This is a genomic window from Roseateles puraquae (assembly GCF_002205845.1).
Classification (GTDB): Bacteria; Pseudomonadota; Gammaproteobacteria; order Burkholderiales; family Burkholderiaceae_C; genus Pelomonas; species Pelomonas puraquae.
On sequence record NZ_NISI01000002.1, the window covers coordinates 157,974 to 175,000 of the forward strand.

16 protein-coding genes are annotated in these 17,027 nt (G+C 68.9%); 6 read left to right on the top strand and 10 right to left on the bottom strand.

Annotation, left to right across the window (positions count from 1 at the left end):
- Positions 1–23 precede the first annotated feature (23 nt).
- From CDO81_RS07805 to CDO81_RS07820, 4 genes are all read right to left on the bottom strand, one after another.
- The gene (locus tag CDO81_RS07805; protein ID WP_088482619.1) at positions 24–695 is read right to left on the bottom strand and encodes an SPOR domain-containing protein; all 672 of its coding nucleotides are present in this window, start codon (positions 693–695) and stop codon (positions 24–26) included.
- A complete protein-coding gene (gene argS / locus CDO81_RS07810) occupies positions 692–2,410 on the bottom strand; it encodes an arginine--tRNA ligase (RefSeq protein WP_088482620.1) in 1,719 nt (572 codons plus the stop codon). The genes CDO81_RS07805 and argS overlap by 4 nt, the downstream gene beginning before the upstream one ends.
- A gap of 79 nt (positions 2,411–2,489) precedes the next feature.
- Positions 2,490–2,879 carry a VOC family protein gene (locus tag CDO81_RS07815; RefSeq protein ID WP_088482621.1) on the bottom strand — a complete coding sequence of 130 codons (390 nt, stop codon included), beginning with the start codon at positions 2,877–2,879 and terminating at the stop codon, positions 2,490–2,492.
- Between the two features lie 9 nt (positions 2,880–2,888).
- Positions 2,889–3,233 (bottom strand): hypothetical protein, encoded by a 345-nt coding sequence (locus CDO81_RS07820; RefSeq protein WP_088482622.1) that lies wholly within the window; start codon positions 3,231–3,233, stop codon positions 2,889–2,891.
- Positions 3,234–3,402: 169 nt separating this feature from the next.
- On the opposite strand from CDO81_RS07820, the gene CDO81_RS07825 reads away from it, so the two are divergent.
- The 3 genes from CDO81_RS07825 (at position 3,403) to CDO81_RS07835 (ending at position 5,543) form a co-directional block, all read left to right on the top strand.
- Complete coding sequence (locus CDO81_RS07825; protein WP_088482623.1) at positions 3,403–4,749, top strand: serine/threonine-protein kinase; 1,347 nt, start codon at positions 3,403–3,405, stop codon at positions 4,747–4,749.
- 87 nt (positions 4,750–4,836) lie between these two features.
- Positions 4,837–5,127: a PsiF family protein gene (locus CDO81_RS07830; protein ID WP_088482624.1), complete on the top strand. Its 291-nt coding sequence runs from the start codon at positions 4,837–4,839 to the stop codon at positions 5,125–5,127.
- Positions 5,128–5,300: 173 nt separating this feature from the next.
- Positions 5,301–5,543: a glycine zipper domain-containing protein gene (locus CDO81_RS07835; RefSeq protein ID WP_088482625.1), complete on the top strand. Its 243-nt coding sequence runs from the start codon at positions 5,301–5,303 to the stop codon at positions 5,541–5,543.
- A gap of 97 nt (positions 5,544–5,640) precedes the next feature.
- On the opposite strand, the gene CDO81_RS07840 is transcribed toward CDO81_RS07835, so the two are convergent.
- The 6 genes from CDO81_RS07840 to CDO81_RS07865 all read right to left on the bottom strand — a co-directional run bounded on the left by CDO81_RS07840 (position 5,641) and on the right by CDO81_RS07865 (position 14,194).
- Positions 5,641–8,625 carry a TonB-dependent receptor gene (locus CDO81_RS07840; RefSeq protein WP_088482626.1) on the bottom strand — a complete coding sequence of 995 codons (2,985 nt, stop codon included), beginning with the start codon at positions 8,623–8,625 and terminating at the stop codon, positions 5,641–5,643.
- Between the two features lie 186 nt (positions 8,626–8,811).
- Complete coding sequence (locus tag CDO81_RS07845) at positions 8,812–9,771, bottom strand: peptide ABC transporter ATP-binding protein (protein WP_088482627.1); 960 nt, start codon at positions 9,769–9,771, stop codon at positions 8,812–8,814.
- Positions 9,764–10,714: an ABC transporter ATP-binding protein gene (locus CDO81_RS07850; protein ID WP_088482628.1), complete on the bottom strand. Its 951-nt coding sequence runs from the start codon at positions 10,712–10,714 to the stop codon at positions 9,764–9,766. Before CDO81_RS07850 ends, CDO81_RS07845 begins: the two co-directional genes overlap by 8 nt.
- A gap of 643 nt (positions 10,715–11,357) precedes the next feature.
- On the bottom strand, positions 11,358–12,254 hold the full coding sequence (locus CDO81_RS07855) for an ABC transporter permease subunit (protein ID WP_088482629.1): 897 nt from the start codon (positions 12,252–12,254) through the stop codon (positions 11,358–11,360).
- Positions 12,254–13,267, bottom strand: coding sequence for an ABC transporter permease (locus CDO81_RS07860; protein ID WP_088482630.1), 1,014 nt, complete (start codon positions 13,265–13,267; stop codon positions 12,254–12,256). The genes CDO81_RS07855 and CDO81_RS07860 overlap by 1 nt, the downstream gene beginning before the upstream one ends.
- Before the next feature lie 9 nt (positions 13,268–13,276).
- Positions 13,277–14,194 (bottom strand): N-acetylmuramoyl-L-alanine amidase, encoded by a 918-nt coding sequence (locus CDO81_RS07865; protein ID WP_088482631.1) that lies wholly within the window; start codon positions 14,192–14,194, stop codon positions 13,277–13,279.
- A gap of 112 nt (positions 14,195–14,306) precedes the next feature.
- On the opposite strand from CDO81_RS07865, the gene CDO81_RS07870 reads away from it, so the two are divergent.
- From CDO81_RS07870 to CDO81_RS07880, 3 genes are read left to right on the top strand one after another with little or no spacing between them, the layout of a single operon-like run.
- On the top strand, positions 14,307–14,735 hold the full coding sequence (locus CDO81_RS07870) for a GNAT family N-acetyltransferase (RefSeq protein ID WP_162293492.1): 429 nt from the start codon (positions 14,307–14,309) through the stop codon (positions 14,733–14,735).
- The gene (locus tag CDO81_RS07875; RefSeq protein ID WP_088482633.1) at positions 14,732–16,324 is read left to right on the top strand and encodes an ABC transporter substrate-binding protein; all 1,593 of its coding nucleotides are present in this window, start codon (positions 14,732–14,734) and stop codon (positions 16,322–16,324) included. The genes CDO81_RS07870 and CDO81_RS07875 overlap by 4 nt, the downstream gene beginning before the upstream one ends.
- Positions 16,321–17,022 (top strand): creatininase family protein, encoded by a 702-nt coding sequence (locus tag CDO81_RS07880; RefSeq protein WP_088482634.1) that lies wholly within the window; start codon positions 16,321–16,323, stop codon positions 17,020–17,022. Before CDO81_RS07875 ends, CDO81_RS07880 begins: the two co-directional genes overlap by 4 nt.
- Positions 17,023–17,027 lie beyond the last annotated feature (5 nt).

Genomic DNA, 17,027 nt, shown 5'->3' on the forward strand with positions numbered 1-17,027 from the left:
TCTTCCTGGTGGGCTAACGTGGATCAGCGTTGTACACGAACGAGATTGGCCTCGAAGCCCGCAGCCTCAATCTTGCGCTGCAGGTCTTCCGCGGCTTCGCGGGTGTCGTTGGGGCCGAGGCGCACACGGTAGACCGTGCGGCCGTTCTGCTCGCGCTCCATGACCTTGGCGGTGAAGCCTTGGATGGCCAGCTTGGCCTTCTGGGTCTCGGCCTCCTCGGGGCGGGTGAAGGCACCAGCCTGCACGAAGTAGACATAGGCGTCGGCCGCAGCGGTGGCCGGCGCAGGGGCGGAGGCTGCCGCGGGCGCCTCCGCCTTGGCGGGCACGGGCTTGGCGGTCGTGACCGGGGCCGGCACGGCGGTGGCCGCGGCGGCGCTGGCCGTGGCGGCTGCGGTGGCGGGCGGCGTGCTGGGCGGCGGCACGGCGGCTGCCGGGGCGTTCACCACACCGCTGGCACTGCGGGCGGCCTTGCCCGCCAGCGGGGCGTTCGGGTCCCAGTTCTTGTTGCGCTCGGCCTCGGCGGCGTCTTGTTCGGCCGTGCGCTGCGGCACCTTGTTCACGAACGGAATCGGCACCTTGGTGATGTAAAGCGCCACGCCCAGCGCCACCGCCAGGCCCACGAGCAGGCCGACGATCAGGCCCAGGACAAAGCCGCCCTTCTGGCTCTTGCCAGCGGGCTTGGAGGAAGCACTCATTCGGTCTCCGAGGTGTCGGGGGTATCAGAAGTGTCGGCGGCGTCGCGGCTCATCTGCTCGGGCGCGCTCACGCCCAGCATGCCCAGCGCGTTGGCCAGCACCTGGCGCGTGGCCTGCAGCAGCGCCACGCGGGCGCGTGTCAGGGCGGGGGCCTGGTCGAGCACACGCTCCGCCGCATAGTAGGCGTGGTAGGCGCCAGCCAGGTCGCGGGCGTAGAAGGCCACGTCATGCGGGGCGATACCGTTGGCAGCACCCGTGAGCATGTCGGGGTAGGCAGCGAGCTTGAGCATCAGCGCCTCCTCGGTCGGCGCGGTCAGCAGGCTCAGGTCGGCGGGGCTGGCCAGGTCGCCACCCCATTTGCGGATGACGGAGCAGATGCGGGCATGCGCGTACTGCACGTAGAACACCGGGTTCTCGTCGTTCTGCTTGAGCGCCAGGTCGACGTCGAAGACGAACTCGGTATCGGCCTTGCGGCTGATCAGGAAGAAGCGCACCGCATCGCGGCTGGTCCAGTCGATCAGGTCGCGCAGCGTCACGTAGGAGCCGGCGCGCTTGGAGATCTTGACCTCCTCGCCGTTCTTCATGACCGTGACCATCTTGTGCAGCACGTAGTCGGGGAAGCCGGGCGGGATGCCCATGTCCACGGCCTGCAGGCCCGCGCGCACCCGGGCGATCGTGCCGTGGTGGTCGGTGCCCTGGATGTTGATGCACTGCGTGTAGCCGCGCTCGAACTTGTTGATGTGATAGGCCACGTCGGGCACGAAGTAGGTGTAGCCACCTTCCTTCTTGCGCATCACGCGGTCCTTGTCGTCGCCGTAGTCGGTGGTGCGCAGCCACAGGGCCCCGCCTTCCTCGTAGGTCTTGCCGCTGGCCACGAGGCGCTCGACGGTCTTTTCCAGTTGCCCACCCTTGTAGACGCTGGTTTCGAGGAAGTAGCTGTCGAACTTCAGGCCGAAGGCCTGGAGATCCAGGTCCTGCTCATGGCGCAGGTAGGCGACCGCGAACTGGCGGATGCTGTCGAGGTCGTCCACGTCGCCCGAGGCGGTGAACTCGCGGTCGTCGGCCTTGACGGTCTCCTTGCGCAGGAAGGCGTCGGCGATGTCCTGGATGTAGTCGCCGTTGTAGGCGGCCTCGGGCCATTCGGCATCACCGGGCTTGAAGCCCTTCAGGCGCATCTGCGTGGAGTTGGCGAGCGTGGCGATCTGCACGCCCGCATCGTTGTAATAGAACTCGCGCGTGACCTGGTGGCCCTGGCTCTGGAACACCGAGCACAGCGAGTCGCCCAGCGCCGCCTGGCGGGCATGGCCCACGTGCAGCGGGCCGGTCGGGTTGGCCGACACGAACTCGATCATCACGTGCTTGCCGGTGGGCGCGCGGTGGCCGAACTTCTCGCCCGCAGTCAGCACTTCGGCCACCACGGCCTGCTTGGCCGCGGGCTTCAGGCGGATGTTGATGAAGCCGGGGCCGGCGATCTCCAGGGACTGCACCCACTGCTGAAAAGCCGGCTTGGCTTCGAGCGCGGCAATCAGGCGGGTGGCCAGTTCACGCGGGTTGGCCTTGAGCGGCTTGGCCAGCTGCATGGCGGCGGTGCAGGCGAAGTCGCCATGGGCGGCCTGCTTGGGGGATTCGAAGGCCGCCGGGGCGTTGGAACCCGGGGCGATTTCCTGGAGGGAGTCGGCGAGTGCGGCGAGCAGCGCCTGCTTGGCTTGGATCATGGGCGGGATTCTAGGAGGCCTGCCTGCAACGCCTGGGCCGCTCGGCGCGCTGACTCAGCCGGCTGTCGCCGCTTCGGCCTCATGCGGCTTCATGGCAGGCCACACCCAGCTTGTTGCCATCCGGATCGCGGAAATAGGCGCCGTAATAGTGCGGGTGGTAGTGCGGCCGCAGCCCGGGCGGCCCCTCGCAGCGCCCACCCAAGGCCAGCGCCAGCGCATGGGCCTGGTCCACCTGGCCTCGCGTCGCGGCAAGCAGGGCCACCATCTGCCCGTTGCCCGGTTCATGTCCGCCCTCGAAGGGCACGCCCAGCAACAGCAGCGGCCGAGGGCCGGGCGAACTTTGCCAGCCGGCCCAGGGTCGGGCCGGGTCGCAGAAACGTTCGGTCACACCGAGCAGCGCCATCAGCGGGCGGTAGAACGCCAGCGCGCGATCGAAGTCACGGGTGCCGAGGTGAACGTGGGACAGCATGGCGGGGTCTCAGCTGAGAGGTTTCGTTGAATCGGCGTTCGCCGGGGCGATGCCGGGGCAGGGCGCTTCAGCCCAGATCACGCTGTCGTTTGACGCACCGGCTTGCGCATCGCCCAGGCGGCGCCAGCCAACGCCCGTGGAGACGACGGTCACGCCGCGAAGGGCGAAGAGCCGAGTGACATAGTCCGCGCGCTCTCGTTCCAGGGCAGTCAGGTCAGTGATCGGTCCGCCCGATCGCGTGAGGCCCACCTCGACGCACCAGGGCGCGGGGCTGCGCTGCGTGATGCCGTCGAGCGTCTGCCGCTGCGCTGCGGTGAGCGCGGACGCTGCCGGGGCGAAGTTCAGCGTGCCCACGTGGATGACGGGTTCTGCCGCTGCCTGTGAAGTGACGCACCCGATCACGATCGCGGCGCATGGGCCGGCGGCGCCCTGCAGACTTAGGGACCGCGGCCGCGCAAACCCGCGAATGACGAGAAATACGTGGGACAACAAAGGGGCGGCACCTCCGGAACCGGCCCGTATCATGCCCCGCGTGAGTGCCCCCGCCGACGACCTGCCCTCCCATATCGGCCGCTACCAGGTGGTGCGCCGGCTGGGTGAAGGTGCGACCAGTGACGTCTTCCTCGCCCGCGACCCCTTCCAGGGCACCGAGGTGGCGATCAAGCGCATGCGGGCCTGGGCGCCGCCGCCGGATGCGCCGGGCAGCGACTTCAGCAACCGCTTCTTCACGGCCGAGGCCGCCCTGGCCGGTCGGCTCCATCACCCCAACGTGGTGGCCATCCTGGATGCGGTGTCGGAGGAGTCGGCGCCTTATCTGGTGATGGAGTACGTGCCGGGCGTCACCCTCAAGCACTTCTGCCGCACCGACCGGCTGCTGCCGCTGGACCAGGTGGTGGAGCTGGGCTTCAAGTGCGCGATGGCGCTCAGCTATGTCTATCGCCAGGGCGTCATCCATCGCGACGTGAAGCCGGCCAACCTGCTGGCGGTGCTGGACCCGGGCGGCCAGGTGGTCGACGTGAAGGTGACCGACTTCGGCTCGGCGCTGAACCTGCTGGCCGACGCGACCCAGATCCACCGGGTGGGCTCGCTCGCCTACATGCCGCCCGAGCAGATCGAGGGCGGCGATGTCGACTGCCGGGCTGACATCTATGCGCTCGGCGCGGTGCTCTACCACCTCATCAGCGGCCGCCCGCCCTTCGATGCGCCGCACCAGATGGCGCTGATGCACCAGATCTACCACCAGCCGCCGCTGCCGCTGGTGGGCCAACGGGGCGGCGTGACCGAGGCGCTGGACGCGGTCGTGCTGCGCAGCCTGGCGAAGTCGCCGCATGAGCGCTTTGCCGATTGGGAGGCATTCGCGCAGGCGCTCTCGGCGCTGGTGGCCAGCCAGCAAGTGCCGCTGAACCGGCTGGGCGAGGTGCGCGACTCCGAGCGCTTCAACCTGCTGCGGTCCCTGGAGTTCTTTGCCGAGTTCGGTGACGTGCAGCTGTGGGAGGTGGTGCGCCGCGCCCGCTGGAAACGCTACCCGGTCGGCTATTCGCTCTTCAAGCGCGGCCAGGAGGGCAACAGCTTCCACATCATTGCGCAGGGCGAGGTGGAGGTCTTCCGCGACGGCCGGCAGGTGGCGACGCTGGGCCAGGGCACGTCGGTGGGCGAGATGGCCTACCTCGCGCCCAACCCCGACCTGCGCCGTCACAGCACCGACATCAAGGTGAGCCAGGAGTGCACCACCATCTCCTTCACGCCCGAGTCCATCGGCCAGCTCAGCCCGGAATGCCAGCACCGCTTCGACCGCGGCTTCATCCGCGTGCTGGTGCGGCGACTGCACGCGGCGCACGAGGCCCTGGCGCATCCGCGGCGCATCCTGTAAGCCTCCCGAGGGGTAGGGGGCTTGGCGACCTACCAGCCCCATGCTTGAATCAGCCCGCCCCCATACCTTTCGAGGAAGGATCACCCGATGAAACGTTTCGCCATCCTGCTGGCCTGTGCGGCCGTCGCCTTCGGTGCCCAGGCCACGCCTCAGCAAGACAAGATGAAGGCCTGCAACGCCGACGCCAAGACCAAGGACCTCAAAGGCGACGAACGCAAGGCCTTCATGAAGGAATGCCTCGCCGCCAAGCCGGCGGAGGCCGCCACGCCGGCCGGCGCCGCCTGTGAGAAGTCCGCCGCCGACAAGAAGCTGCACGGCGCTGCCGCCAAGAGCCACATCAAGAAGTGCATGGCCGACGCCGCCTCGGCGCCCAAGTGACCGCCGGCCCTGCGCCCGCGCTCTGCCACAGCCACCTCCGGGTGGCTTTTTTGTCGCCCGTGGTGGGGCCGGAGCGGTAGGTCGCGTCCGACATCGACGCTGGCTCCCGGCTGGCTCCGGCGCCGGGGCGGCGCATGGACAGTAGAGCCATCGCCAAACACTCGGAGCGACCCATGAACCACTCCCGTCTGACCTCGAATTCCGGCTACGTCCGCGTCACGCTGCTGTCCGTGGCGGCGGCGGCCACCCTGGTGCTGACCGGCTGCGCCGGCATGTCGGCCCGTGAAACCAGCACCGTCGTCGGTGCCACCGCAGGCGCCGTGGTCGGCGGTGTGGTGACCGGCACCACCGCGGGCGCCGCCGTCGGTGCGGCAGCCGGTGGCGTCATCGGCAACGAGGTCTCCAAGAAGCGCTGACCGGTGCGGGGCGACGGCCGTGTCATGAAAAAAGGCCGGCCACCCCTGCGGGTGCCGGCCTTGTCACGTCAGCCTGCTCTTGCCAGACCTTGCGGGCTCAGAACTTGTAGCGGGCTTCCAGGTAGTACTGGCGGCCGGACACGTCGACCTTCTGCGGTTCCAGCTCGCTGTAGCGGTACTGGCCGCGGCCCGGGTTGGTCAGGTTGGTGCCGCTGAAGGACACCTCCAGCCCCGGCATGACGGTGTAGTTGACGGTCAGCGCGACGTTGGTCACCGGCGCCTGGATGGTGGGTGCGGTCGGCATGGTGATGCCCTGCACCACCGACAGGCCCTGGCTGTTGGCCGTCGGCGCCGGGGCGGTCGTGCTGTTGACGTACTCGCTGCGGTAGTTCCAGGCCAGGCGCACGCTGAACACGTCGTTCTCGAAGTAGCCCACGAGGTTGGCGCTCTTGCGCGAGGCGCCCACCATCGGGCGGCCGTCTTCCACGCTGGTGTCGGCATAGCTCAGGTTGGACTGGAAGCCGAAGCCGCCCCAGATGGGCTGCTCCCAGCTCAGCTCCGCGCCCTGGATGCGTGCGCGTTGCTGGCCGGTGGTGTTGATGCGGTAGGTCTGCACCACGTTCTGGCTGTCCAGCAGGTCAACCGTCACGCCCTGCTGCACCGTGCCGGTCTTGGGGTAGCCGCGCACCAGGGAGTCGAACAGGCTTAACACCACAGCCGAGCGGCGGGCGTAGTACCAGCCCAGCGACAGGTCGGTGTTCTGCGCCGTCATCGGCTCCAGCGCCGCGTTCGGGCCGTTGACCGTGCAGCCCTGCGAGTTGCAGCTCTGGCCGGTGAAGCCGGCGCCGTAGAGGTTGTAGTTCTGGCGGCCCAGGGTCTTGGACAGGCCGGCGCGGGCGATCCAGTTCGGCGCCAGCTGCCAGCGCGCATTCAGGCTGGGCAGGATGTCGTCGAACACCTTGTGCTGCGGCACCTTGTAGTAGATCGTGCCCTGGTTGGGGTTGAAGGCCACACCGTCGAAATAGGTGGCGCCGTCACCCGCCGTGACGATGGCCGTGGGGTAGGCCGCGCAGGGCACGACCGTCTTGCCGGGCTCGATGCGCTGGCACTTGCCGGTCGGCACGGGCGTGGCGATCTGCGCGTCGACGATGGTGCGCGCATAGCGCAGGCCCACGTTGCCGCTGAGCTTGCCGTCGGCGGTTTCCAGGTTCTGCTGGAAGTACAGCGCGCTTTGCTGCTCGCGCAACTCGATCTCGTTGGCCACCAGGCGCTCGAACTCGGGCGTGGTGGTCTTGTACTTGTCGGCGAAGTACTGGCGCAGGAAGTCGCGCGAGTAGTAGAAGCCCGTGTTGTCGAAACCGCTGCCCAGGCCGTTGCCAAAATCGGCCGGGTAAGGCACGGCCAGCGACGGGTCGGGCGCGGTGATCGTCGAGCTCTTCAGCTTGAGCTGCGAACGGCGGTGGTCGCGGTGGTGGTCCGCATGGCGGAAGCCGAATTCCAGCGACTGGAACACGCCACTGTTCTGCTGGTACTCGGCATCCAGCGCCACGCTGCTTTCGCGGTCCACCGTCTTGTAGCGGTTGGGCGCGTTGGTCGCGATCAGCGTGTAGTTGCTGGCGACCGGCGATGTGCCCGGGCCGGCGCCCTGGTAGCTCCAGGTGGGCGCTTCGTTCACACCCTGCAGCTGGAAGGTCACGCCGGTGCCGTAGCGGGCGTAGGTCAGGCCGCGGTCCTGGTCGGTGGTGCCCACGCCGCGCGTGGTGCTGACGAGGCCCTTGACCTTCAGGTCGTTGCTGAACTTGTAGGTGGCGTCCAGGTCCAGGAAGCCGCTGCTGGCACTGGCGCCGCTGCGGAAGAACCCTTCGGAGTTGCCGATGTACTGCGGCGTCACGCCCGGCGCAAACGCGATGGTGGCGCCACGCAGCACGCGGATCTTGTCGCCGTAGATCGTCGTCTCCTCGACGATCTGCGGGTTTTTGATCGAGGCGAAGACCTGCTGGCCGTTGAAGTTGGTGTTGGCCGCGGCCGCGGTGACGGCGCCGAAAGGCTCGGCCTTGCCGACCAGCATCGAGTACATCGCGCCGGAGGTCAGCCGGCCGTAGTTGTCGGAGTTCATCTTGGAGTGGAAGCCCGTCAGGCCCACGTCCAGCTGCTCCACCGGGCGCCATTGCACCGACAGCATGCCGCCCTTGCGGTCGCGCACGCCCTCCACGAACTCGGTGGACATGCTGCCCGGCAGGCGCACGCCGTTCAGGTCAGCCGCGGTGTAGCCGGTGCCTGCGAGCGATGCGTCGGTGATGCCCTTCATCGTGGTCGTGTTGATGACGTCCCAGCCGCTGCTGGCGCCGTAGGCGAAGCGCGAGGCCGAGTCGCGGCGCACATAGCGCTTCTCGGCGAACACCTGGCCGATGACGCCCAGGCGGTTGTCGTCGCTCTTCCAGTTCAGCATGGCGCTGAGCTGCGGGCTGGTCTTGTCGGGCAGGGTGGCGTGCACGCCGCCCACGCTGACCACGCCGCTGAAGGTCTTCTTCGCGTCCAGCGGCTTGCGGGTGGTGACGTTGATCGTGCCGGCCAGGCCACCGTCCAGCACATTGGCCTGCGACGTCTTGTAGATGGTGGCGGCATTGAGCACCGAGCTCGGCATCAGGCTCAGCGACGTGGAGCGGCTGCTGGAGGTCTGATCGGAGATGTACCAGTCACCACCGGAAACGGTATGGCCGTTGAAAAGGATCAGCGTCATGTCCGGGTTGGTGCCGCGCATGGCCACCTTCTCGGCTTCGTCGTAGTCGGTGCGCACCGCCACGCCGGCCACGCGCTGCAGCGAGTCGGCCAGGTTCTTGTCGGGCATCTTGCCCACGTCCACCGCGGTGATGACTTCGACGTTGGCCGAGGCGTCGCGCTTGGCGTTCAGCGAGGCCTCGGTGGACGCTCGGATGCCGGTCACGACGACCGCTTCAAGCTGCTTGGCCTTGGCATCCTTGTCGTCCTTGGCCGGCGTCTGCTGCGCCAGCGCCGCGCCGTGCAGGGACACCAGCAGGCCGGCCAGCGCGAGGCTCACGGGGGTGGGCTTGAAGAACTGCATCGTTTCATCTCCGCTCTATGACTGAATGCGAAGATTCTTGCGACGCCCGCGCCGCCGTGTGAGCGGGCTCGCCCGTGAAGTCGGCACGGGAACAACACTCGGCGCATGACGGAATGGTCCGGTGGCATGTGCCGCGGTTATGGCCCGCCGGGTCGACCCCTGGCGGCGGGTCAGTTCAGTGCGCGCTCAGACGACGTGGCAGGCCACGCGCCGGCCGTCGACCTCGCGCAGGAGCGGCACCTCGTCGGCACAACGCGGCTGCGCCAGCGGGCAGCGCTTGTGGAAGGCGCAGCCCGTGGGCGGGTTCAGCGGGCTGGGCAGTTCGCCATGGATGACGATGCGCTCGCGGCGGTCGGCCCGCTTGAGCGCCGGCGTGGCGCTCATCAGCGCGCGGGTGTAGGGGTGCAGCGGCGCGCCAAACAGGCGGCGCTTCTCGCCGATCTCGACGGCCGCACCCAGGTACATCACCATCACCTCGTCAGCCACGTGCTCGACCACGCTGAGGTTGTGCGAGATGAACACATAGCCCGTGCCGAACTCGTCCTGCAGGTCCATGAAGAGGTTCAGGATCTGGGCCTGGATGGACACGTCCAGCGCGCTCACCGGCTCGTCGGCCACGACGATGCCCGGGTTCAGGATCATGGCCCGCGCGATCGCGATGCGCTGGCGTTGCCCGCCCGAGAACATGTGCGGGTAGCGGCGCAGGTGTTCAGGCCGCAGGCCCACCTTGGTGGCGAGCTCGGCCACGCGCTCGCGCCGCTCGGCGGCTGTCATGGGCGTGTTGATCAGCAGCGGCTCGGCCAGCGTGGTCTCGATGGTCTTGCGCGGGTTCAGCGACGCGAACGGGTTCTGGAACACCATCTGCACGTCGCGGCGCAGGCGCTGCAGCGTGGCGGGTTCGGCGGTGGCCGCATCCGTCCCGCGGATCTTCAGCGAGCCGTGGGTGGGCGGCTCGATCAGCGTGAGCTGTCGGGCGAGCGTGCTCTTGCCGCAGCCAGATTCACCGACGACGGCCAGCGTCTTCTTCGGGGCCAGTGTGAAGCTCACGCCATTGAGCGCCTTCACCGTGGCCTTGGGCTTGAACAGGCCGCGGCTGACGCTGTAGTGGCGGGCCAGGTCAGTCGCCTGAAGCAGCAATTCAGACATGGGCAGCGGCCTCGACAGGGAAGAAGCAGCGCACGCCGTCGGCCAGCGCCGGGCGCTCGACGCGGCAACGGTCCTGCACGCGCGGGCAGCGGGGGCTGAGCAGGCAGCCGGCGGGGCGGTCCAGCGCACCTGGCACGATGCCGGGCAGGGCCGACAGGCGGTGCGCGCCCTGGTTGTGTTCAGGAATCGCCGCCAGCAGCGCGTTCGTGTAGGGGTGGCGCGGGGCGTCGAAGAGCTCGGGCACCGGGCCGGTCTCGACGATCTGCCCGGCGTACATCACGGCCACGCGCTGGGCCATTTCCGCCACCACGGCGAGGTCGTGCGTGATCATGATCAGCCCCATGCCCTGCTCGCGCTGGAGCTTCAGCAGCAGGGCCATGATCTGGGCCTGGATGGTGACGTCCAGCGCGGTCGTGGGCTCGTCGGCGATCAGCAGCTTCGGCGAGCAGGCGATGGCCATCGCGATCATCACGCGCTGGTTCATGCCGCCTGACAGCTGGTGCGGGTAGGCGTCCGCACGGTTGGCCGCGTCGGGAATCTCCACCAGCTCCAGCAGCTCGATGACGCGCCGGCGTGCGGCCTTGCCGCTGAGGTTCAAGTGGGCCTTGAGCACCTCGGCGATCTGGGCGCCGACGGTGTAGCTCGGGTTGAGGCTGGTGAGCGCATCCTGGAACACCATCGCGATGTCCCGCCCGATCAGCCGGCGGCGTTCGCGCGGGGTGAGCTTGAGCAGGTCGACGCCTTCGAACTCGACCGCATCGGCGGTGACCTGGCCGGGCGCGTCGATGAGGCCCATCAGCGCCAGCATGGTGACGGATTTGCCGGAGCCGGACTCGCCGACGATGCCCAGCAGTTCGCCTTTGTCGACGGTGAGGTCGACGCCGTCGACGGCGGGGAAGGGGCCGAAGGTGACGCGCAGGTTGCGGAGGGTAAGGAGGCTCATGCGCTCGGCGTTGATGATGGTTTTCTGGCAAGGCCCATGCCGGGAGTTCGCCCCGGCGGGCGACCTACTTTTTGAGCGACCAAAAAGTAGGCAAAAAGTCGCCCCCCGATCCGCCCGGCCCTGCGGGCTTCCCTGCGCTGCTCAGGCCTTGAGGGCCCGCGCAAAACTCGCTTCGCTACGCTGCGCTCAAACAGTTGCGCGGAGTCAGTTGTTGAAGCGTGCTGCGCGCGCGCCCTCAAGTCCTTCCGCTGCTCGGCGGGCTCAAGGGGGGACAGCGAAAACAGCCACGACCGAAGGGATGTGGCGTTTGGCTGTTGGCTGTTTCGGCTGTTCTGGGCTTCCCCTTCTAAACCGCCGAGAAGCGCAGCAACCCAGGGCGCGCGCGCAGCGCGCATCAACCTCTGACTTCGCGCCCCTTTGTTTGAGCGTAGTGAGCGCAGCGAACGAAGCGAGTTGGGCGCGGCCCTGGGTTGCGAGCATCGCAGGGAACCCACCCGCAGGGTGGGCGGTTTTGCAGGGGCCGCTCTTTGCCTACTTTCTGGCGGGCCAGAAAGTAGGTCGCCCGCCGGGGCGAATTCCCGGCTGGGCCTTGCCCCCAAGCCAAATCCACGCAAAAGCATCGAAGCGCCGCAGGCAACCTCCATCACGCCACCTTCTTCAACTTCGGATCGAGCGCATCCCGCAGCCCATCCCCCATCAAGTTGATGGCCAACACCGTCACGAGGATGGTCAGCCCCGGCAAAGTCACGACCCACGGCGCCCGCGTGATGTAGTCCCGCGCCGCCGACAGCATCGTGCCCCACTCCGGCGTGGGCGCCTGCACCCCCAGGCCCAGGAAGCCCAGGCCGGCTGTCTCCAGGATGGCGGAGGAGAACGACAAGGTCGCGTTCACGATCAGCGGCGCCATGCAGTTGGGCAGCACCGTGATGAACATCAGCCGCCACACGCTGGCGCCGGCCACGCGGCTGGCGGTGACGTAGTCGCGGTTGATCTCGCCCAAGGCCGCCGCGCGCGTGAGCCGCACATAGCCCGGCAGCGCACCGATGGCGATGGCAATGACCGTGTTGACCAGGCCCGGCCCGAGGATGGTGATCACGCAGATGGCCAGCAACAGCGCCGGCAGCGCCAGCACGATGTCCATCACGCGCATGATGGCCGGCGACAGCCAGCGCTGGAAGAAGGCCGCCAGCAGCCCGAGCAGCACGCCCGGCACCAGCGACATCACCACCGCCGCCAGGCCGATGCCCAGCGACACGCGGCCACCGTGGAGCAGCCGGCTCAGCATGTCGCGGCCGAGTTCGTCGGTGCCCAGCAGGAAGCGGGTGCTGCCGCCTTCGGCCCAGACGGGCGGGGTCAGCATGAAGTCGCGGTATTGCTCGATCGGGTCGTGCGGCGCCAGCAGCGGCGCGAACAGCGAGGCCAGCGCGATCAGCGCGAAGACGATCAGCGCGATGAAGGCGCCGCGGTTGGCCGTGAAGCCTTGCCAGAACTCTCGCAGCGGGCCGGGCGGGTCGATCGGTTTTTCAAGCACGGCGCTCATCAGTGCCCGCCTCCGCGGATGCGCGGGTTCACCACGCCATACAACACGTCCACGATCAGATTCACGCCGATGAAGGTCAGTGCCGAGATCAGGATGCCGGCCTGCACGACGGGATAGTCGCGCCGGGCAATCGAGTCGATCAACCACTTGCCGATGCCGGGCCAGCTGAAGATGGTTTCGGTCAGCACCGCGCCGGCCAGCAGGCTGCCGGTCTGCAGGCCCACGACGGTCAGCACCGGGATCAGTGCGTTGCGCAGCGCATGCACCACCACCACCCGCGTGGGCGACAGCCCCTTGGCGCGTGCGGTGCGCACATAGTCTTCGCGCAGCACTTCCAGCATCGAGGAGCGCGTCATGCGCGCCACCACGGCCAGCGTGCTCGTGCCCAGCACCAGGGCCGGCAGGATGAGGTGCATCAGCGCCGACCTGAACGCCCCTTCCTCGCCCGACAGCCAGGCGTCGATCAGCATGAAGCCAGTCACCCGCTCGGGGTCGTACTCGATGCCGATGCGGCCGCTCACCGGCGTCCAGCCCAGTTGCACCGAGAAGAACATGATGAGGATCAGCCCCCACCAGAACACCGGCATGGAGTAGCCCACCGTGGCCACGCCCATCACGCCCTGGTCGAGCAGCGAGCCGCGCTTCAGGCCCGCGCTCACGCCCAGCAGCAGCCCCAGGCCCACGGCAAACACGAGCGCGGCGGTGGCGAGTTCGACCGTGGCCGGAAACAGGGCCGCGAACTCCTTGCTGACCGGCTCGCGGCTCACCAGGCTCTGGCCGAGGTCGCCCTGCAGCAGCTTGCCCACGTAGTCCAGGTACTGCACCGGCAGCGGCTGGTCCAGCCCCATGCGCTTGACGAGGGCGGCGTGGGTCTCGGCGTCCAGGCGGCGCTCGCCCATCATCACCTCGATGGGGTCGCCCGGCACGAGGCGGATGAGGCCAAAGGCCACGATCGTGATGCCGATCAGCGTCGGCACCAGCGTGGCCAGGCGTTTGAGCAGGAAGGCGAGCATCGGGGCGGCTTACCAGCGCGAGGTGTAGGGGCGGGTCTCGCCTTCGGCCGCGCCTGCCACGCGCATGGTCGCGGGCGTGGAGGCCACTTCGATCAGCGCGGCCGTCTCGGCGTCCACCACGCCGGAGATGTCGCGCGGGCGGTACTTCATCTGGAAGGTGCTCACGACCTCCTTGGTCAGCACATCCATCTGGCCCGAGCGCGACACGTTGTAGCCGATGCGGGCGAGGCGGTCCTGCAGCCAGGCCACGTCGCGCGGTGCGACCTCGTGCTCCAGCGTCTTGATGAGCACCGACGGGCCGTCCGGCCAAGGGATGAGGCCGGCATCGGCCAGCTGCTTCCACGGGAAGTTGGGGCCGGGGTCCTGCTTGCGGCCGGGGGCGATGTCGGCATGGCCGATGATGCGCTCGGGCCGCACGTTATGGCGCTTCTGGATGTCGCGCACCAGCGCGATGACCTCGTCGACCTGCGCCTGCGGGAAGGGCGCATAGACGCGGCCGCCGGGGCCATCGACGAAGCCCGGGTTGACGATCTCGATGCCGATGGACGAGGAGTTCAGGTTGGTGTTGCCCGCCCAGAAGCTCGCACCCGCGTGCCAGGCCCGGCGGTTCTCGTCGACCAGGGCATAGCTGGCCACCGGGTTGTCGCGCACCAGGTAATGGGCCGAGACCTGGCCGCCGGTGGTCAGCACCTTCAGCGACTTCTCCCAGTCCAGCACGGTGTAGTGCAGCACGATGTAGAGCGCACGGCTGTCCTGGTTCTGGGAGGTGTAGCTGCGGTCGATGTTGGGGGCGCGCAGGGCGATGCCCGTCGCGGTGGTCGCAGGCGCAGGGCCGGGTGCGGTACCGGAGGGCGCCGGGGTCGGCACGCTGGCGCAGGCGCTGAGCAACAGGGCCAGGGCGGCAGCGACGAGAGAGGTGGACTTCATGCGGGATTCGGGCGTGGCCGGAGGCCGGATTGTTGCAGCGCACCGCGAGCCCGGGCCCCGGGCCTCCCCGCAGGGGCCATGTCGGTCGGCCATGCGGGTATGAGCCCAGGTGATGGTTGAATGGCGCATGGTCTACGAAACCCTGCACGCCACGCCGACGCCCGAGGTCTACCGCCAACTGCGGGTGGGCGCCGGCCTGAGCCCCAAGACCGCCGAGGCCGCGGCCCGTGGGCTGCCCAACACCCTGTTCGCCGTGCAGCTGCTGCACGAGGGCCAGCCCATCGGCATGGGCCGGGTGGTCGGCGATGGCGGCACCGCCTTCCAGGTGGTGGACATCGCGGTGCTGCCGGCCCATCAGGCTCGGGGCCTGGGCAAGCGCATCATGGCCGAGATCGCCACCTGGCTGCGCGAGCATGTACCCGAGACCGGCTATGTGAGCCTGCTGGCCGATGTGCCGGCCGATGCGCTGTACGGGCAGTTCGGCTTCGTCCACACCGCGCCGCGCACGCTGGGCATGGCCTGGCAGCGCCCCACGCCATGAGCCGGCGCATCGCCCGATGCGGGATGGCGCTGTTGGCGCTCGCGGCATCGCTCCACGCCGGCGCCAAGACGCTGACCGTGTGCACCGAGGCCAACCCCGACGGCTTCGACTACGCGCTCTTCCACGCCAACTCCACCGCCGATGCCTCCTCCGAGGCGCTCTACAACCGGCTTGTCGAGTTCGAGCCCGGCACGACCCGCCTGGTGCCGGGCCTGGCCGAGCGCTGGGAGATCAGCCCCGACGGGCGCAGCTACACCTTTCATCTGCGGGCCGGCGTGGCCTTTCACACCACGCCCTGGTTCAAGCCGACGCGGCCACTGGCGGCGCAGGACGTCGTGTTCAGCGTCATGCGCCAGCTCGACCCGCGCCATCCCTGGCATGGCCAGGCGCGGCCGGGCTGGTACTACGCGTCGGCCATGCAGCTCGCCCGCCTGGTGCAGCGGGTGGTGGCGGTGGACGAGCGCACCGTGCGCATCGAGCTCAGCCGGCCCGAGGCGCCGTTGCTGGCCAACCTGGCCATGGGCTTTCTCAGCGTGCTGTCGGCCGAGTATGCCCAGCAGCTCGAAGCCGCCGGTCGACTGGAGGACATGAACCTCAAGCCGGTCGGCACCGGTCCCTTCGTCTTTCGCAGCCATGTGAAGGACGCGGTGGTGCGTTACGACGCCCACCCGGGCTATTTCCGCGGCCGGGTAGCGCTGGACAAGCTCATCTTCTCCATCTCACCCGACCCCGCCGCCCGGCTGCAGCGGCTCAAGGCAGGCGAATGCGATGTCGCCCTCTACCCGGTGCCGCAGAGCTGGGATGACATCCGCCGCGACGCCCGCCTGCAGCTGCTCACCGGCCCCGGCCTGGTCACCACCTTCGTCGCGCTGAACGTCACCCGCAAGCCGCTGGACGACCGCCGCGTGCGCCAGGCCCTGGTGCTGGCGACGGACCGGCCGGCGGTGGCCCGGGCGGTCTATGCCGGCGCGGCGACACCCGCCGGCAATCCGTATCCGCCGTCGCAGTGGAGCTACGACGAGCGGGTCGCGCCGCCGGGGCAAGACCTGGCCAAGGCGCGCGAGCTGCTGAAGGCGGCCGGTGTGGCCGAAGGCTTCACGCTCAAGCTCTGGATCCGCTCGGGCGCCGGTGCCACCAACCCCAACCCGCGCGCCACGGCCGAGCTGCTGCAGGCGGACTGGGCGCGCATCGGCGTGAAGGTCGAGGTCGTCACGCTGGAGTTCGGCGAGCTGCTCAAGCGCACGCGGGCCGGCGAGCATGATGCGACGCTGCTGGCCTGGGCGTCGGACAACGGGGACCCCGACAACTTCCTGACGCCCAACTTCAGTTGTGCGGCCGTGACCGGCGGCAGCAATGTGTCGCGCTGGTGCCGGCCGGAGGTCGACGCACTGCTGGCCGAGGCGCGCCAGGTGGCCGACCTTGCCCGGCGCGACAGCCTCTACCGCCGCGCCCAGGCACTGGTGCGGGACGATGCGCCCTGGGTGCCGCTCGTCTACCCCACCACGGCGATCGCCACGAGCCGTCGCGTGGTGGGCCTTGCGGTCAGCCCCTTCGGGCTCAACAACTACGCCAAGGTGGACCTGCGATGAAGATCGCCGACATGAACTGGATGCAGGTCGAGGCCTACCTGCAGCATGACGACCGCTGCCTGCTGCCCATCGGCTGCACCGAGCAGCACGCCGCGCTCAGCCTGGCGGTCGACGCCATCCTGGCCGAGCGCGTCGCGGTGGAGGCCGCCGAACCGCTGGGCGTGCCCGTCTTCCCGGTGCTGCCCTTCGGCATCACGCCCAGCTTCATGAGCTACCCGGGCACGGTCACGCTAAAGATGGAGACGATGCTGCGGGTGGTGACCGACCTGCTGGACAGCCTCGACCACCAGGGCTTCCGGCGCATCCTCATCGTCAACGGCCATGGCGGCAACCAGCCGGTGGCGGCACTCGTCGCCGAATGGATGGCCGCCCATCCGCGCACCCGGGTGCGCCTGCACAACTGGTGGAACGCGCCGCGCACGCTGGCCTATGTGAAATCCATCGACCCGCAATCAGCCCATGCCTCCTGGATGGAAAACCTGCCCTGGACCCGCCTGCCCGGCGTCACCCAGCCGCCAGGTCGCAAGGCGCCCGTGGACTATCAGCGTTATGCGGTGCTGCCGCCGGACGCGGCGCGGGCGCTGGCGGGTGATGGCAACTTCGGCGGCGCCTACGAACGGCCGGATGCCGAGGTGCTCGAGATGTGGCGCATCGCGGTCGAGGAGACCCGGGCGTTGATCGAAGGGCCGTGGGCCTAGCCAGA

Excerpts from the sequence above, each read along its gene's own strand:
- CDO81_RS07865 (WP_088482631.1), bottom strand. The coding sequence starts at position 14,194 with ATGAAGTCCACCTCTCTCGTCGCTGCCGCCCTGGCCCTGTTGCTCAGC.
- CDO81_RS07845 (WP_088482627.1), bottom strand. The coding sequence starts at position 9,771 with ATGTCTGAATTGCTGCTTCAGGCGACTGACCTGGCCCGCCACTACAGC.
- CDO81_RS07850 (WP_088482628.1), bottom strand. The coding sequence starts at position 10,714 with ATGAGCCTCCTTACCCTCCGCAACCTGCGCGTCACCTTCGGCCCCTTC.
- CDO81_RS07840 (WP_088482626.1), bottom strand. The coding sequence starts at position 8,625 with ATGCAGTTCTTCAAGCCCACCCCCGTGAGCCTCGCGCTGGCCGGCCTG.
- CDO81_RS07860 (WP_088482630.1), bottom strand. The coding sequence starts at position 13,267 with ATGCTCGCCTTCCTGCTCAAACGCCTGGCCACGCTGGTGCCGACGCTG.
- CDO81_RS07830 (WP_088482624.1), top strand. The coding sequence starts at position 4,837 with ATGAAACGTTTCGCCATCCTGCTGGCCTGTGCGGCCGTCGCCTTCGGT.
- CDO81_RS07805 (WP_088482619.1), bottom strand. The coding sequence starts at position 695 with ATGAGTGCTTCCTCCAAGCCCGCTGGCAAGAGCCAGAAGGGCGGCTTT.
- CDO81_RS07825 (WP_088482623.1), top strand. The coding sequence starts at position 3,403 with ATGCCCCGCGTGAGTGCCCCCGCCGACGACCTGCCCTCCCATATCGGC.
- CDO81_RS07835 (WP_088482625.1), top strand. The coding sequence starts at position 5,301 with ATGAACCACTCCCGTCTGACCTCGAATTCCGGCTACGTCCGCGTCACG.
- CDO81_RS07875 (WP_088482633.1), top strand. The coding sequence starts at position 14,732 with ATGAGCCGGCGCATCGCCCGATGCGGGATGGCGCTGTTGGCGCTCGCG.
- CDO81_RS07815 (WP_088482621.1), bottom strand. The coding sequence starts at position 2,879 with ATGCTGTCCCACGTTCACCTCGGCACCCGTGACTTCGATCGCGCGCTG.
- CDO81_RS07855 (WP_088482629.1), bottom strand. The coding sequence starts at position 12,254 with ATGAGCGCCGTGCTTGAAAAACCGATCGACCCGCCCGGCCCGCTGCGA.
- CDO81_RS07880 (WP_088482634.1), top strand. The coding sequence starts at position 16,321 with ATGAAGATCGCCGACATGAACTGGATGCAGGTCGAGGCCTACCTGCAG.
- argS (WP_088482620.1), bottom strand. The coding sequence starts at position 2,410 with ATGATCCAAGCCAAGCAGGCGCTGCTCGCCGCACTCGCCGACTCCCTC.
- CDO81_RS07870 (WP_162293492.1), top strand. The coding sequence starts at position 14,307 with ATGGTTGAATGGCGCATGGTCTACGAAACCCTGCACGCCACGCCGACG.